The organism is Streptomyces lydicus (assembly GCF_000717345.1).
Classification (GTDB): domain Bacteria; phylum Actinomycetota; class Actinomycetes; order Streptomycetales; family Streptomycetaceae; genus Streptomyces; species Streptomyces lydicus.
Genome location: NZ_JNZA01000003.1, coordinates 213,532 through 228,016, shown reverse-complemented (window position 1 = coordinate 228,016; position 14,485 = coordinate 213,532). Strand labels below are relative to the sequence as shown.

At 74.8% G+C, this 14,485-nt stretch carries 9 protein-coding genes; 4 read left to right on the top strand and 5 right to left on the bottom strand.

Annotation, left to right across the window (positions count from 1 at the left end; all coding sequences use genetic code 11):
• The first annotated feature begins 190 nt into the window (after window positions 1-190).
• The 4 genes from OO62_RS03860 to OO62_RS03845 all read left to right on the top strand — a co-directional run bounded on the left by OO62_RS03860 (window position 191) and on the right by OO62_RS03845 (window position 4,711).
• A complete protein-coding gene (locus OO62_RS03860; protein WP_173675863.1) occupies window positions 191-1,582 on the top strand; it encodes a Cys-Gln thioester bond-forming surface protein in 1,392 nt (463 codons plus the stop codon).
• Window positions 1,583-1,887: 305 nt separating this feature from the next.
• Window positions 1,888-3,552: an energy-dependent translational throttle protein EttA gene (gene ettA, locus OO62_RS03855; protein ID WP_033265725.1), complete on the top strand. Its 1,665-nt coding sequence runs from the start codon at window positions 1,888-1,890 to the stop codon at window positions 3,550-3,552.
• A 5-nt stretch (window positions 3,553-3,557) separates the two neighbouring features.
• Window positions 3,558-3,992 carry an acyl-CoA thioesterase gene (locus OO62_RS03850; RefSeq protein ID WP_033265724.1) on the top strand — a complete coding sequence of 145 codons (435 nt, stop codon included), beginning with the start codon at window positions 3,558-3,560 and terminating at the stop codon, window positions 3,990-3,992.
• Complete coding sequence (locus OO62_RS03845; RefSeq protein WP_033265723.1) at window positions 3,989-4,711, top strand: DUF8010 domain-containing protein; 723 nt, start codon at window positions 3,989-3,991, stop codon at window positions 4,709-4,711. The genes OO62_RS03850 and OO62_RS03845 overlap by 4 nt, the downstream gene beginning before the upstream one ends.
• 100 nt (window positions 4,712-4,811) lie before the next feature.
• Here OO62_RS03845 and OO62_RS03840 read toward each other — a convergent pair whose 3' ends face one another.
• The 5 genes from OO62_RS03840 to OO62_RS03820 form a co-directional block, all read right to left on the bottom strand.
• Window positions 4,812-5,789 (bottom strand): ABC transporter ATP-binding protein, encoded by a 978-nt coding sequence (locus OO62_RS03840; protein ID WP_051732653.1) that lies wholly within the window; start codon window positions 5,787-5,789, stop codon window positions 4,812-4,814.
• 104 nt (window positions 5,790-5,893) lie between these two features.
• The gene (locus OO62_RS03835) at window positions 5,894-8,629 is read right to left on the bottom strand and encodes a thioesterase domain-containing protein (RefSeq protein ID WP_051732629.1); all 2,736 of its coding nucleotides are present in this window, start codon (window positions 8,627-8,629) and stop codon (window positions 5,894-5,896) included.
• Window positions 8,630-8,660: 31 nt separating this feature from the next.
• Complete coding sequence (locus OO62_RS03830) at window positions 8,661-12,113, bottom strand: ABC transporter permease (protein WP_033265722.1); 3,453 nt, start codon at window positions 12,111-12,113, stop codon at window positions 8,661-8,663.
• Window positions 12,114-12,299: 186 nt separating this feature from the next.
• A complete protein-coding gene (locus tag OO62_RS03825) occupies window positions 12,300-12,704 on the bottom strand; it encodes a globin (RefSeq protein WP_033265721.1) in 405 nt (134 codons plus the stop codon).
• 130 nt (window positions 12,705-12,834) lie between these two features.
• Entirely contained in the window at window positions 12,835-14,388 is a 1,554-nt protein-coding gene (locus OO62_RS03820) for an FHA domain-containing protein (RefSeq protein WP_164993266.1), read from the bottom strand.
• Window positions 14,389-14,485 lie beyond the last annotated feature (97 nt).

Below are 14,485 nucleotides of genomic sequence, written 5' to 3'. Positions count from 1 at the left end.
AACGATTGCGATTCGGATCGCTTATGGGATGCCATTACTGGGGACCCTGATGCGCCTGCTCCATAAGATCCGACGAGTACTCACGGGGGCTCACGGGGGCTGACGTTCGGCTGTTGAGTTCTTTGGGATCTTTCGGCGAGACGAGTACCCCACCCGACCGTCTCGCCCAGAGGGGAAATTCATGCTTTCCATGAAGAGGCGGGGCGCAGCCCGCCTTGCCGCCGCGGTCGTGGCCTCCGGCCTGGTCGCGGCGGGCGCAATAGCCACCGCGGGAACTGCCGCGGCGGACGAGACCACCCCGGCTCACGGGGGCGCCACCGCCACACTCGGCGGACTGAAGACGTTCGACCAGGCGGTCGTGCACAGTGACGGCGGGGACCAGCGCGTCGGCGCCGGGCTCTTCGAGATGTCGGTCGACAACGGCGGCACGCTCCAGACGTACTGCATCGACATCCACAACCCGACGCAGCAGCAGGCCAAGTACCAGGAAGTGCCCTGGAGCGCCTCGTCGCTGCACAACAACGCGGACGCCGGCAAGATCCGCTGGATCCTGCAGAACTCCTACCCGCAGGTGAACGACCTGGCCGCGCTCGCCTCCAAGGCCGGTGCCGGGAACCTCACCGAGAAGACCGCCGCGGCCGGCACCCAGGTCGCGATCTGGCGCTTCTCCGACCACGTCAAGGTGGACGCGGTCGACCCGGCGGCCGAGAAGCTCGCCGAGTACCTGGAGAAGAACGCACAGAGCGTCGCGGAGCCCAAGGCGTCCCTGACGCTGGACCCGCCGGCTGTCTCCGGCAAGTCCGGCGGCAAGCTGGGCCCGGTCACCGTGCACACCAACGCCGACAGCGTGACGATCTCCCCGGCGGCCGGTGCGCCGGCCGGTGTGAAGGTCGTCGGCAAGGACGGCAAGCCGGTCACCAGCGCCGCCGACGGCACCCAGCTGTTCTTCGACGTGCCGAAGGGCACCGCGGACGGCAACACCTCGCTGACCGCGCAGGCCGCCACCAAGGTCCCGGTCGGCCGTGCCTTCACCGGCATCGGTGAGCACGCCAAGAGCCAGACCCAGATCCTGGCCGGCTCCAGCGAGTCCACGGTCTCCGCGGCCGCCACGGTCTCCTGGAAGAAGCAGGGCGCCATCCCGGCGATCACCGCCGAGAAGAACTGCGCCAAGGGTGGCGTGGACGTCACGGCCAGCAACAAGGGCGACGAGGCGTTCCGCTTCCAGCTGTCCGGCAAGGACTACGAGGTCAAGCCCGGCGCGTCGCAGACCGTGACGGTGCCGGTGGGCGAGGACCAGCCGTACAACATCACGATCACGGGTGCGGGCGGCTTCAAGAAGTCGTTCACCGGCGTGCTGGACTGCAAGACCGCCGGCAGCGGCGGCGGCAAGCCCTCCTCGAAGCCCAGCCCGGCGTCGGTCGGCGGGAGCACCACCGGTGGCGGCCACGGCACCGACCTCGCCGAGACCGGCTCCAGCAGCGCCACCCCGATGATCGCGGGCGTCGCGGTCGTCCTCGTCGTGGTCGGCGGTGCCGCGGTGTTCTTCCTCCGCAAGAAGAAGGCCGGCACCCCCGCGCAGTGACGCGCAGCTCAGCGGCACCCAGCGGTGCCCGGCAGTACCCGCAGTACCTGAAGTACCCGCAGTAACCATCGGTGAGCGCTCGTGACCTCAGGGTGATCGAGCGGTCGCGGTGGGAACACCCCGTGGCCCCGGAGCGTTGTCTCGCTCCGGGGCCACTGGCGTCCGTCCCTTGGCACGCGTTTCCTTCCAGGGATGGACGTACGGCAAGATGGGGTGTATCTGCCCTCCTCCGGCCTCGGCGCGCGGTGGCACCGGGCGGCGGCGCACACAGACTCTGATCGATCCAATCTGGCGGACGGTTTCTCTTGGCTGAGTACATCTACACGATGCGCAAGACGCGCAAGGCGCACGGCGACAAGGTCATCCTTGACGACGTGACGCTGAGCTTCCTGCCGGGCGCGAAGATCGGCGTCGTGGGTCCCAACGGCGCCGGTAAGTCCACGGTGCTGAAGATCATGGCCGGTCTTGAGCAGCCGTCGAACGGTGATGCGTTCCTCTCCCCGGGCTACACCGTCGGCATGCTCCTCCAGGAGCCCCCGCTGGACGAGTCCAAGACGGTCCTGCAGAACGTGCAGGACGGCGCCGCCGAGATCATGGGCAAGCTCCACCGCTTCAACGAGGTCGCCGAGCTGATGGCGACCGACTACTCCGACGCGCTGATGGAGGAGATGGGCAAGCTCCAGGAGGACCTCGACCACGCCAACGCGTGGGACCTGGACACCCAGCTCGAGCAGGCCATGGACGCCCTCGGCTGCCCGCCCGGTGACTGGGCGGTCACCAACCTCTCCGGTGGTGAGCGCCGCCGCGTCGCGCTGTGCAAGCTGCTGCTCGAGGCGCCCGACCTGCTGCTCCTCGACGAGCCCACCAACCACCTGGACGCCGAGTCCGTGCAGTGGCTGGAGCAGCACCTGGCCAAGTACCCCGGCACCGTCGTCGCCGTCACCCACGACCGGTACTTCCTCGACAACGTCGCCGGCTGGATCCTGGAGCTCGACCGCGGCCGTGCCCACGGCTACGAGGGCAACTACTCCAAGTACCTCGAGACCAAGCAGACCCGTCTGAAGGTCGAGGGCCAGAAGGACGCCAAGCGTGCCAAGCGTCTGAAGGAAGAGCTGGAGTGGGTCCGCTCCAACGCCAAGGGGCGGCAGGCCAAGTCCAAGTCGCGTCTGGCGCGTTACGAGGAAATGGCGGCCGAGGCCGACAAGATGCGGAAGCTGGACTTCGAGGAGATCCAGATCCCGCCGGGCCCGCGTCTGGGCAACATCGTCGTCGAGGTCGAGAAGCTCAACAAGGCATTCGGCGAGAAGGTCCTCATCGAGGACCTCAGCTTCACCCTGCCCCGCAACGGCATTGTCGGCGTCATCGGCCCGAACGGCGCCGGCAAGACCACGCTGTTCAAGATGCTCCAGGGCCTGGAGACCCCGGACTCCGGCGACATCAAGGTCGGCGAGACCGTCAAGATCTCCTACGTCGACCAGAGCCGCGAGAACATCGACCCCAAGAAGACCCTGTGGGCCGTGGTCTCCGACGAGCTGGACTACATCAACGTCGGCCAGGTCGAGATGCCGTCGCGCGCCTATGTGAGCGCCTTCGGCTTCAAGGGCCCGGACCAGCAGAAGCCGGCCGGTGTGCTCTCCGGTGGTGAGCGCAACCGCCTCAACCTGGCGCTCACCCTCAAGCAGGGCGGCAACCTCCTGCTCCTCGACGAGCCGACCAACGACCTCGACGTCGAGACCCTGTCGTCGCTGGAGAACGCGCTGCTGGAGTTCCCCGGCTGCGCCGTGGTCGTCTCCCACGACCGCTGGTTCCTCGACCGCGTCGCCACGCACATCCTGGCGTACGAGGGCGACTCCCGGTGGTTCTGGTTCGAGGGCAACTTCGAGTCGTACGAGAAGAACAAGGTCGAGCGCCTCGGCGCGGACGCGGCCCGCCCGCACCGCGCCACGTACAAGAAGCTCACCCGGGGCTGACCGACGTGCGCCACCTCTTCTCCTGCCCCCTGCGCTGGTCCGACATGGACGCGTTCGGCCATGTCAACAACGCGGTGTTCGTCCGCTACCTCGAAGAGGCGCGGATCGACTTCATGCGCCGGCTGGCGCCGGGGGGCGGCAGCCCGTCGTTCACGGGCGGCTCGGTCGTCGCCCGGCACCAGATCGACTACGTGCGGCCGCTGGTCCACCGGCCCGCGCCGGTGACCGTCGAGTTGTGGGTGACGAAGATCAGCGCCGCGTCGATGACGGTCGCCTACGAGGTCAAGGACGACGAGGCCCTCTATCTGCGGGCCTCGACCGTCGTCGTGCCGTACAACTTCGCCGAGGAGCGTCCGCGCCGCCTCACCGCGGAGGAGAAGGCGATCCTCAAGGAGTACCTCGACGACGCCGCGCACCAGGAGGGAACCGCCGCGGTATGACCGCGCTGCACCTGGCCGACGACGGGGAGGCGGCGGACCTCGCCGCCTTCCTCGCCCGGCTGATCCACTACGACCGCGCCGCGACGGTCCGGCTTCAGGCCGGCGGCGGGGTCCTTGCCGTCTTCGGACGCCCGCCCTCGTTCGAGGTGCTGGCGATCCGTACCGCGCGGCTCGCCGAGGACACCACCCTCGACACCACCGTCTCGGCCGGTGAGCTCCTCGAAGGGATCGAGGAGTCACGGGGGGCGCTCACCGTGCCCGCTTCCGTGACCGGCCCGCCGTGGACCGGGCTGCTGCCGCCGCGCGGCGGCTGGCAGCGGGTGCCCGGGCTGCCGACGCCCGAGGCGCTGACGCGGGCGGTGGCTGCCGCGGTCACCGAGTTCCGCGCCCGCGACGAGGCGCTGCCGCCCCAGCACCGCACCCGCGCCGAACGGGACCGCATCGGCCGGGAGATCTGGTCGCGCACCCTCGGCGACACCCACCTTCCGCTGCGTGCCGCGCACGCCGCACAGTCGCTGGGCTTCCTCCGTCCGGTGCGGGCCGGGGCGCTCACCACGGGCGGCGGCGTGCCCGCCGCGCAGGTGCAGGCCCCGCCGCTGAGCCTGCTGTCCGCGGGCGGCTGGCTGCGACTGAGCACCCCGTACGGGTCGATCGCCGTACGGACCGGGGGCCCGGCCGGGCTCACGGGGCTGTCGGGGCTGACGGTCACGCCGGTCTGAGCAGCCGCGCCGGCCCGAGCCGCCGCCTGCCCGCCCGAGCCGCCGTCTGCCCGCCCGGGCCGGCGGCCGGCCGGTGCGCTGGCGGGGCGCGGGCCCGTCCTCAGGTGCCCTGGGCGGTCCCGGCCGGCCCGTCGCCGTTCTCCTCGGTTGCCGCGCCGTCCGCGGTGGGGTCCGGCCACACCCCGATGTGATCGCTCTCCAGCTCCAGCAGGACGCGGTGCGCCATGCCCAGGCTGCTGGTGTAGTCGGCCGGCAGCTGGAGCCGGCCCGCGCGGTCGAGCATCGCGTATTCGCGGGCGACCAGGGATTCCTGGCCGGTCGCGGCGTCCCGTTCGGTGCGCCGCAGCACTTCCGACGACGTCCGCCCGTCCCTGATGGCGACCGTGCGCCGGACCTCGTCGGCCACCGCCTGGTCATGGGTGACGATCACGATCGTGGTGCCCAGCTCCTCGTTGGCGGTGCGGAAGGCCGTGAAGACCTGCTCGGCGGTGTGGGAGTCCAGCTCGCCGGTCGGCTCGTCGGCCAGCAGGACGGACGGGTTGTTGGCCAGTGCCACCGCGATGGCGGTGCGCTGCTGTTCGCCGCCGGAGAGCTGGTGCGGCCGGCGGTCGCGGCAGTGGCCGAGGGAGAGCATCGACAGCAGCTCGTCTGCCGCCTTCGTACGGGCCGCCCGGCGCCGGCCGCCGCGCAGCTGCATCGGCAGGGTGACGTTCTGCGCCGCGGTCAGATACGGCAGGAGGTTGCGGGCGGTCTGCTGCCAGACAAAGCCGACGACGTCACGCCGGTAGCCCAGCCGGGCCCCGGCGTCCATGGTCAGCAGATCACGGCCGGCGACCCGGGCGGCGCCCGCGGTCGGCACGTCCAGACCGGCCAGGATGTTCATCAGCGTCGACTTGCCGCTGCCGGACGCCCCCACCAGGGCCATCAACTCGCCCTCGGCGACGAGGAGATCGAGCCCCTGGAGCGCCTGTACCTCGACACCGTCGGTGGTGAAGACGCGTACCAGACGGTCGCAGACGATCAGCGCGTCGTGCCCGTAGGCGGGCCGCCCGCGCCGGGACGCGGCACGTCGCTCCAGTTCGGCGAGAGACGGTTCCCCCGACGCCGACGGTCGTTCCCCGGTGCCCGAGGGTCCTTCCCCGGAGGGCCGTGGCCCGTCGGTCCCGGGCTGTTTACCGGTGGTCACGGTCGTTCCCCCATTCTCAACTCGGCGCTCTCACGCCGTCGTTCGCTCAGCCATGCCTGGGCCAGTGCCACCACCAGGGCCAGTACGACCACGCCCGCCGACGGCAGCAGCAGGGACGCGGCATCGGTGCGCAGGCGTACGGCGCCGAGCGCCCCGCCGCCCGATGCGCCGGGCAGTGCGAGCGGGGCGAGGTCCATCCCGGCGCTCAGCAGCCGGATCGCGGCGGCGCCGACCAGCGCCCCGCCGGCCGCGGCCAGCAGCGCCTGCGGCAGCGCCTCCAGGACCATCAGCCGCCGCCCCTGCGCGGGGGGCAGGCCCATCGTGCGCAACCTGGCGAGGAGTTGGGTGCGCTGCGGGGCCGCTTGGAGCAGCGAGAGCAGCAGGGCCAGCAGTGTGAAGCCGGCGCCGGCCACCACGGCCGCGGTGTAGAGGCGCTCCGCCCCCTGCTGCAGGGGCGAGTCGGCGAGTGCCGCGCGTTCGGCGGAGCGCAGGGCGAGCCGGAGGGGCGGCCCGGCGGCCGGTGTGTGGGCGCGGACGGCGGCACGCAGCGCCCCGGCGTCCAGGGAGTGGCCGGACAGCAGCAGGAGGGTGGGGCCGTTGGCGGGTTCGGCATAGGTGTCCGGGTGGAGCCGGGCCACGCTGCGGGCGTTGAGCAGCACGAAGTCGCCGCCGGGCTGGGCGGGGGTGTCGGCGCGGACGGCCGTGGGGCGGATGACGAGCTGGCCGAACTCCGGCTGCAGCGCCATCGGCGCCCGTCCGAAGCGGGCCAGGACGCGGGGCGAGACGATCGCGGGCAGCGGCCGGTCCCCGCCGGGGTCGGCCAGCTGCGCCGCGGAGAAGGCGCCCAGACCGGTGGCGCGGGCCAGCCGGGAGTACGCCGGTGGGTCGGCGATGACCAGATAGAGGGGCGGGCCGCCGTCGTCGGCTGCTTGCACGGAGAGCCGTACCGGTACCGCGTCGTCGACGCCCGGCACCGCCGCGACGGCCCGCTGAAGGGCCGCCGGGAGCGGCTTGTCGGCGAAGACCCGGGCCTCCGCGCCGACCGCGGTCAGCGCCGCGCGGTCGCGGGCGGTGGCGATCCCGGCGAGCACCGAGCCGCCGAAGGACGCCGTGGTCAGCGCCACCAGGAGGGCCAGCAGCGGCAGTCCGGCGGTGGCCGGCGCGCGGCCCGCGCGGGCCAGTGCGAGAAAGCCGGTCAGCCCGGAGGTGCGGGCGGCGGGCCGGGCCGCCAGGCGCAGCGGGAGCGGGTAGAGCCGCAGCAGGACCAGTGCCGCGATCACCCCGATCAGTACCGGCGCGGCGCTGACCAGGGCGTCCACGCCACCGCCGGCGGCCGTGCTGCGGCGGCGCAGCGCGACCACCGCACCGGCCGCCAGGACCAGCACGGTCAGTTCGGCGACCGTACGGCGCCGGGAGGGGCGGGCGGTCGCCAGGTCGGCGCGGGCGGCGGTGCGCGGGCGGCGGTGCGCGGCGGCGGCCCGCAGCGGCAGCGCGAGTGTGCCCAGCAGTCCGGTGCCGGCCGCCGCCAGCAGCGACGGCAGCACCCGTTCGCCGGGGACGACGAGCAGTGCCAGCCCGCCGCCGGCCGCCGCCGCGGGCAGCGCCACCGCCCCGGCCTCCGCGGCCAGTTGGCCCGTCAGGCCGGCCAGCGACGCGCCGCGGGCCCGCAGCAGCGCCAGCTCGGGGCCCCGCCGGGCCGCGGCCAGCGCCCCGGTCATCAGCAGCACGATGCCCGCGACGGTGCCGATCCCGAACGCGGCCACCGCGATGACCGGCGCGACCGCCGCCCGCATCCGCGCGAAGCCGTCCAGCAGGCCGTCCACCGCGCTGTCGGCGAGCGCGCCGCCGCCCGCGACCCCCCGCACCTTCGCGAGCGCCGCGCCGTGTTCGAGGGAGACCAGCCGGTCCCGCAGCCGCGGCGCCTCCTGGGCGGTCAGCGCGCTCGCGTCGACCGGATAGCGCCAGAACTTCTCCGGCTCACCCTCGGTGGCCGTCAGCGCCGGCCCGTCCTGAGGGGACAGCAACAGACCGGCGCGCCAGTACTTCTGCGGCGGTGTGCCCGCCGACACGTCCTGGCGGGCGGCAGCCATCAGCGGGTCCACGGCCCAGTACGGGCCGTCCGGGTCGTGCGGGGTGAGCAGCCCGCAGATCCGTACGGTCAGGCCCGGCAGGTGCAGTTGACTGCCGACGCGCAGGCCGAGGGTGCGGGCGGTGGACACGGTCACCACCGCCTCGACGGTGCGCGCCCCGGAGGCCGCGCCGCGCGGCAGCCGCCCCCGGGTGAGGGTGGCGTGCCGGGCGAGGTCCGCGACCGCGTACAACGACATGGCGGGATCCGGGCCCTCCGGCCGGGGCAGCCAGGAGTCGCGTGCGTTCAGCGCCTTGGTGGTGCGTACGCCGTACAGCGACTGGTCGCCGGAGACCCGCAGCGGCTCCTCGAACTGCCGCCGGATCGCCCGGTCCTGGCGGCCGAGTTCCGCCGCACGGTAGGCGGCCGCGGGGTCGGCGGCGGTCACATCGCCGCGTGCGACGGAGATCTCCACCGTCCGCTGCTCGGGCGGCGCCGCGCCGAGCGCATGGCGCACCCCGCGGGTCTCGTACGCGTCTACGCCGCGCGGGAACGCCGCCGCGAGGAACGCCGTGACCAGCACCAGCGTGCCCAGCGCCAGCGCCGCCCCGCGCGCCGTCCGCAGCCGGATGGCCAGCAGGCCCGTCCAGGTGAGCGCGCTCATCGGCCCCCGCCCCTCGGCAGCTTCGTCATCGTCACAGCGCTCCTTGGTCGCGCAGGGCCGCGACCGGGTCGCCGCGCCGCAGCCCGATGCCCGCGACGACCAGCAGCGGAACCGCCGCGACCGCCGCCAGCAGCGCGGCCACCTGGCCGGCCGGCAGCTCCACCAGCACCGGCGGCACCGGGCGGCCCGCCTGCCCGGTCAGCACGATCAGTGGCACCACCGCCCGGGTCAGCACCGTCCCCAGCGCCCCACCGACCGCCAGTGCCAGCGCGATCAGCACGCCCTGCTCGGCGGCGATCATCCGGGCGAGCTGGCGGCGCGGCGCCCCCAGGGCCCGCAGTACGGCGAACTCCCGGGCCCGTTCGCGGACCGAACCGGCGGCGCTCACCGCGAAGCCGACCGCCGCCAGCGCCACCGCGACCGCGGCCGCCGCGGTCAGCGCGCTCCGCGGCCCGAGGCCCAGCGGGTCGTCGTGCAGCTGCCGGGCGATCTCGTCGCGGACCAGGACCTGGCCGGGGTCGGTGTCCGGGCGGGACCGCAGCGCGCCGACGACCTTCGCCACCGCGCCGGGCTCCGGACGCAGCCACCACTCGGTGGCGGCCAGGGGCGCGGCGCCGCGCTCGGCCAGCGCCTCGTTGACCGCCCGGAAGTCGACGAGGAGTCCGCTGCCGGCGTCGCCGTCCGCGGGGCCCGGCAGGGCCCGTACCGCCCGGACGATCCGCGCCTTCAACTGCTGCCCGTTGACCGGCACATCGATGACCGCGCCGACCTTCGAACCGCTGTCGCGCAGGAACGCGTCGGTGGCGACGGCGGCGAGCGGCGGCGGCGTCGGCCGCGCGACGGTGATCCGCAGCGAGGTCACCGCCGCGCCCCAGTCGTCCAGCCGGGCGCCGGTGTCGTACGTCTGGGACAGCAGGCCGCCCGCGGGCACCTCGGCCCGGTCCGCCCGCGGGCCGTACGCCTCGCCCACCGAGCTGCTCCTGTCGCTGAGCTGCGTTCGCCAGGCCAGGGCGGCGGGCGGGGTGAGGGCCCGGGGCGGGTCGTGGCCGACGACGGCCTGCGCACCGAGGACGGACAGCCGTTGGCGGTGCGAGACGTCCGACTGGTCCGTGTCGACGACCAGTCCGGTCAGCCGCAACGGGCCGGCCGGGCGGCCCGCGGGGGCGCCGGCCGCCGCGGCGAGGTCCACGCGCAGGGTGTGCGGTCTGCCGTCGGCGGGGAGCGTGCTGAGCGGCAGGGTGGCGGGGACGCCGAAGCCGTCGGTGATCAGGACGGCGAGGGTGGCGGGCACCGGCCCGGTCTCGTGGGTGGCGGCCTCGTCGGTGGGCTGCTGCACCCGCTCGGGGGCGACCCGCAGGGCCTTGAGGGAGCGCAGCGTGGCGGTCAGCCGCACCTCGCGGGTGGCGGTGGGGAGTTCCGGTCCGTCCGCGCCGGGTGCGCCGGCACGTGGCGCCACCGCGCGCAGCACCCCGTCCGCCGCCGCGCCCGCGGTGCCATCAGCCTCGCCGCCCACCAGGTCGCCGCGCAGCAGCAGCGCCCCCGCCGACGTTCCCCCGGCTCCCGACGTCGTTCGAGCAGGGGAGGCCCCCATGGTGTCCAGGGCGAGCAGCGAGGAGGACCGGCCGCCCGACAGGTCCAGTTCGGCCTGGCCGACGGGCAGCGCCGCGGCCACACCGGGCACCGCCGCGTAGGCGCCGCCCTGCCCCCACTGCGGGATCCTGCTGGCCAGTACGCGCACCGCCGCGCCGGCCCGGAAGTCCGCCTGGTCGTCCTGCGAGCGGTCCCAGGAGGCGCGCTGACCGATCGCCAGCATGCCCAGCGCGGTGGCCAGCACCAGCAGCAGGACGGGGCCCGCGCCGCGGTGGGCGCCTCCCCTGCCCGAACGGAGGGGAGAGCTCGGCGAAGGGCGGCGGCTGATCTGCCAGCCGGCCAGCGCCGCGGCCAGCCCCCGGCCGCGGGCCGCGCCCCGCTCGGCGATCCGGGCGGCGAGCGGCAGCAGCCGCAGGGTGAGCACCGTGCCGGCGAGCAGCGCCAGCGCCGGGGCGGTCACCAGCACCGGGTCGATGCCCAGCTGCCCGGTGGTGTCGCCGGTCAGGACCCCGCCGGCGCCGCCCGTGCCGTCACCGCCGGCCGTCTGCCGCTGGAGCTGCCAGTAGGCGACGCCGGCGATCACCAGCAGCCCGAGGTCCGCACCCGTCCTGCCCCACGACCGCCACTCCGTACGCCCGGGGGAGTCCGTACCGGTCCGTGACAGGGCGGGCGCGGCGACGGCGAGGGGGCAGCCCAGGGCCGCGCCGACGCCGGTCAGCCAGGTCGGGCCGGTGAGCCGGGTGTCCAGGGGCAGCCCCGTACGGGCGAGGGCGCCGCCGGCCAGCAGGCGCATCAGCGGGCCGGACAGCAGCGGGGCGCCGACCGCGGCCGGGACGGCGAGCAGCAGCGACTCGGTGAGCGCCAGCCCGGCGATCCGCCACCGGGACCCGCCGCGGGCCCGCAGCAGCGCCGTCTCACCGGCCCGCTCGGTGCTCAGCATCCGGGCGACCAGCAGCAGCGCACAGCCGGCGAGCAGCAGCAGTTGGAGTGCCACGATCAGGATGGTCGAGCGGTTCACCAGCAGCGCGCGCCGCAACTGCCCCAGCGCCTCGGGCAGATCGGTGCCGGCGGTGGCCCGGCCGGCGAACGCCGGATCGGCCATCAACGCCTTGGGCGCCGGACCGGCGGCGGCGCTCAGCGCGTCCAGCCGGTCCGCGGTCAGCGTCCGGAAGTCCGCGGTGGCGAGCCAGCCGACCGAGTCCTGCACCAGCGGACCGGCCCGGAACGCCGCCGGATCGGCGAGCAGCGGGCCGTACGTGGTGAAGCCGAGGGTGCGCACCGCGCGCCCGCCGAGGTCGTCGAGCTTCCAGTAGGGGTCGGTGCGGTCCTTGGGCCGGTAGACGCCCGTGACCTGCACCGTCAGATGGGCGGGGCCGGACAGCCGGTTGTCTAGGGTGATCCGGCGGCCGGGCCCGGCACCGAGCCGGGCGGCCGCGGCCTCGGGCAGCGCGACCGGCAGCGGCCCGCGCGTGACGTGCCCCGGCCAGGTGCCCCTGACGAGGGTGAGGCGGGAGCGGTCCAGGGCCGCGAGATGGGTGAGGTCCGGCTCGCCCTTGCGTGCGTCCGGCGCTCGGAGCGAGCGGGGCAGCGCGTACGGCCCGGAGCGGGTCAGGGTGCGCACCGTGTACGGCAGCCCGTCGAAGGCCCGCCGCGCCCCCTGGTTGACCGCGCGGTCCGCGGACTCCCGTTTCCCGGCGGGTAGTTGGGCCTTCACCTGGAGGGCGGCGGCCGCTGCCGAGCGGGTGCGCAGCGCCTCCCGCAGCCCGGCGTCGCCGACCGCCCCCGAGAAGGCCGCCAACGTTGTCAGCACCGTGGTGGTCAGCAGCACCGACAGCAGCGCGGCGGCCAGCAGCAGGCGGTGCGCCCGCACCCGTAGCAGGACGAAGCCGGTCACGGTTCCCCCTGCCGTGGTCAGCACCAAACAGATGAACGGATGCTGTCAGAGACGGGGGCGTCCGGTAAGCGGTTTCCGGGGGGCCTTGACCGGATCGTGACGGGAGGGGGACGGGATGCGACGGTGGCCGGGAGGTGTGACGCGTTCCTCAGCCCGCGGCGGGCAGGGCGGGCCGCCGGGCGCCGTTCAGTCCGCGGCGTTGATCATCGAGGCGGCGGCGTAGGTGAGGTAGTTCCACAGCTGCGTGCGGTGCTCCGCGGACAGTTCGAGGGAGTCCACCGCGTCCCGCATGTGCCGCAGCCAGGCGTCGTGGGCGGCCCGGTCGACGGTGAACGGGGCATGCCGCATCCGCAGCCGGGGGTGGCCGCGGCCGTCGCTGTACGTACGGGGGCCGCCCCAGTACTGCATGAGGAAGAGCGCCAGCCGCTCCTCGGCCGGGCCCAGATCCTCTTCCGGGTACATCGGCCGCAGCAACGGGTCCTCGGCGACTCCCTGGTAGAAGCGGTGCACCAGGCGACGGAAGGTCTCCTCGCCACCGACCTGCTCGTAGAAGGTCTGCCCCTGAACCGTGCCGCGCGGATTCTCGTTCACCCGTCCATGGTGGCAGACGCTCCGGGCTAGGACTCAGGTCGTAGGACGGCCCCCACGGAGCCGGGGCGGAACGACCAGCGGGGCGTGACCGGATGGTCACGCCCCGCTGTCGGTACTCCTGTTGGTGCGGTCAGCCCCGGCGGACGGTGAGCGTCGTCCAGGCGCCGACGTGCACCCGGTCGCCCTCGTGGAGCGGCACCGGCACGTACGGCTGGATCGGGTCCTCGGCGAGGTTGATCGTGGTGCCGTTGGTGGAGTTCTGGTCCACCACCGCCCAGCTGCCGTCCTGCTGCTGCACCAGCAGCGCGTGCTGGTGCGAGACGCCCGGGTCCTCCGGCGAGCTGCCCAGGTCGATGTCCGGGGACTCGCCGGTGCTGTTGCGGCGGCGGCCGATCGCGAGCTGGCCGCCCCCGAGGGGGAGTACCTGCTCGGGCGAGTACGCGGGCAGGTTGAGGCCCGCGGCCTCCGGGCCGCTGCGGCCCATCATCGCCATGAAGTACTCACGGTCCGGCGCGACCGCCACGACCCAGCCGGCACCGACGACCGGCGCCGGGCCCTGCGGGGGCGCCGCGGGGCCCTGGCCGGGGCCGCCGTTCCACTGCTGGTCCCCGCCGGGTCCCTGCTGCGGCATCTGCTGCTCGAACGGGGCCGGCTGCTGCTGCTCGTACGGCTGCTGTTCGTAGGGCTGTTGCTGCTCGTACGGCGGCTGCTGCTCGTACGGTCCCGGCTGCTGCGGCGGGAACGGCGCGGGCGGCTGCTGCTCGAACGGGGCCTGCGGGCCGGGGCCGGGCGGCGCGGGGGCCATCGGCGGCGGCCCGGGCTGGGCGCCCGGGGGGCTCAGCGGCCAGTCGTCCGCCTGCTGCGGGGGCGGACCGGGCTGGCCGGCCGGGCCGGGGCCGGGCATGCCGGGCGGCGGGCCGGGCTGGCCGGGGTAGCCGCCGGGGCCGGGCTGGCCGGGGCTGGGCGGCATGCCGGGCATGCCCTGCTGCTGCGGGGGGTGCGGCTGCTGGGACTGCTGGGGCGGCGGCGGGAAACCGTAGCCGCCCTGACCGCCCTGCGGGCCGGGACCGCCGGGGCCCGGTGCGGGCGGCGGGAAGCCGTAGCCGGGCTGGCCGCCCTGCGTGCCGGGGCCGGGCTGCTGGCCGGGCGGCGGGGCGTAGGACGTCGGGGAGTTGGTGAGGAAGTTGTAGCGGCACTCCTCACAGAACGGTGCCATCGCCTCGCGCGGCCGGCCGCACTGCGGACACAGCTCGGGCGCGGACTGCTCGGGGCCGGGGCCGGGCGGCGGCTGGCCGGGGCCCGGTACGGGCGGCGGGAAGCCGTAGCCACCCTGCGGGCCGGGGCCACCGGGGCCACCGGGGCCACCGGGGCCGGGAGCCGGCGGCGGGAAGCCGTAGCCGCCCTGGCCGCTGTCCTGGCCGGGGCCGGGGCCGCCGAAGCCGGGGGGCGGACCGGGCTGCCCCGGAGGGGGACCGGCCTGACCCGGAGGAGGACCGGGCTGACCGGGAGGGGGACCGGCGTGGCCCGGGGGCGGGCCGGGTGCTCCGGTGGGCTGGCTGGGCGGCGTGTTCAGGAAGCCGGCAGGCAGGGACGGCGGCGGGGGGACAGCACCCGCCATCCGCTGGCCGCACACCTCGCACCAGTCTTCGGCCACCGACTGGTGGCCGCTCGGGCAGGTCGGCATGTCGGTTCTTCCCCCTCCGTACCGTTTCTTTCGGGCACTGCGCGGTACTGATCGTGTCGGTACTGACTGTGATTCTTTGGTGCTGCTTCTTTATGCG

What these genes read in the sequence shown, in the direction of transcription:
- OO62_RS03860 (WP_173675863.1), top strand. Translation starts at nt 191, where the DNA reads ATGAAGAGGCGGGGCGCAGCCCGCCTTGCCGCCGCGGTCGTGGCCTCC.
- OO62_RS03845 (WP_033265723.1), top strand. Translation starts at nt 3,989, where the DNA reads ATGACCGCGCTGCACCTGGCCGACGACGGGGAGGCGGCGGACCTCGCC.
- OO62_RS03835 (WP_051732629.1), bottom strand. Translation starts at nt 8,629, where the DNA reads ATGAGCGCGCTCACCTGGACGGGCCTGCTGGCCATCCGGCTGCGGACG.
- OO62_RS03820 (WP_164993266.1), bottom strand. Translation starts at nt 14,388, where the DNA reads ATGCCGACCTGCCCGAGCGGCCACCAGTCGGTGGCCGAAGACTGGTGC.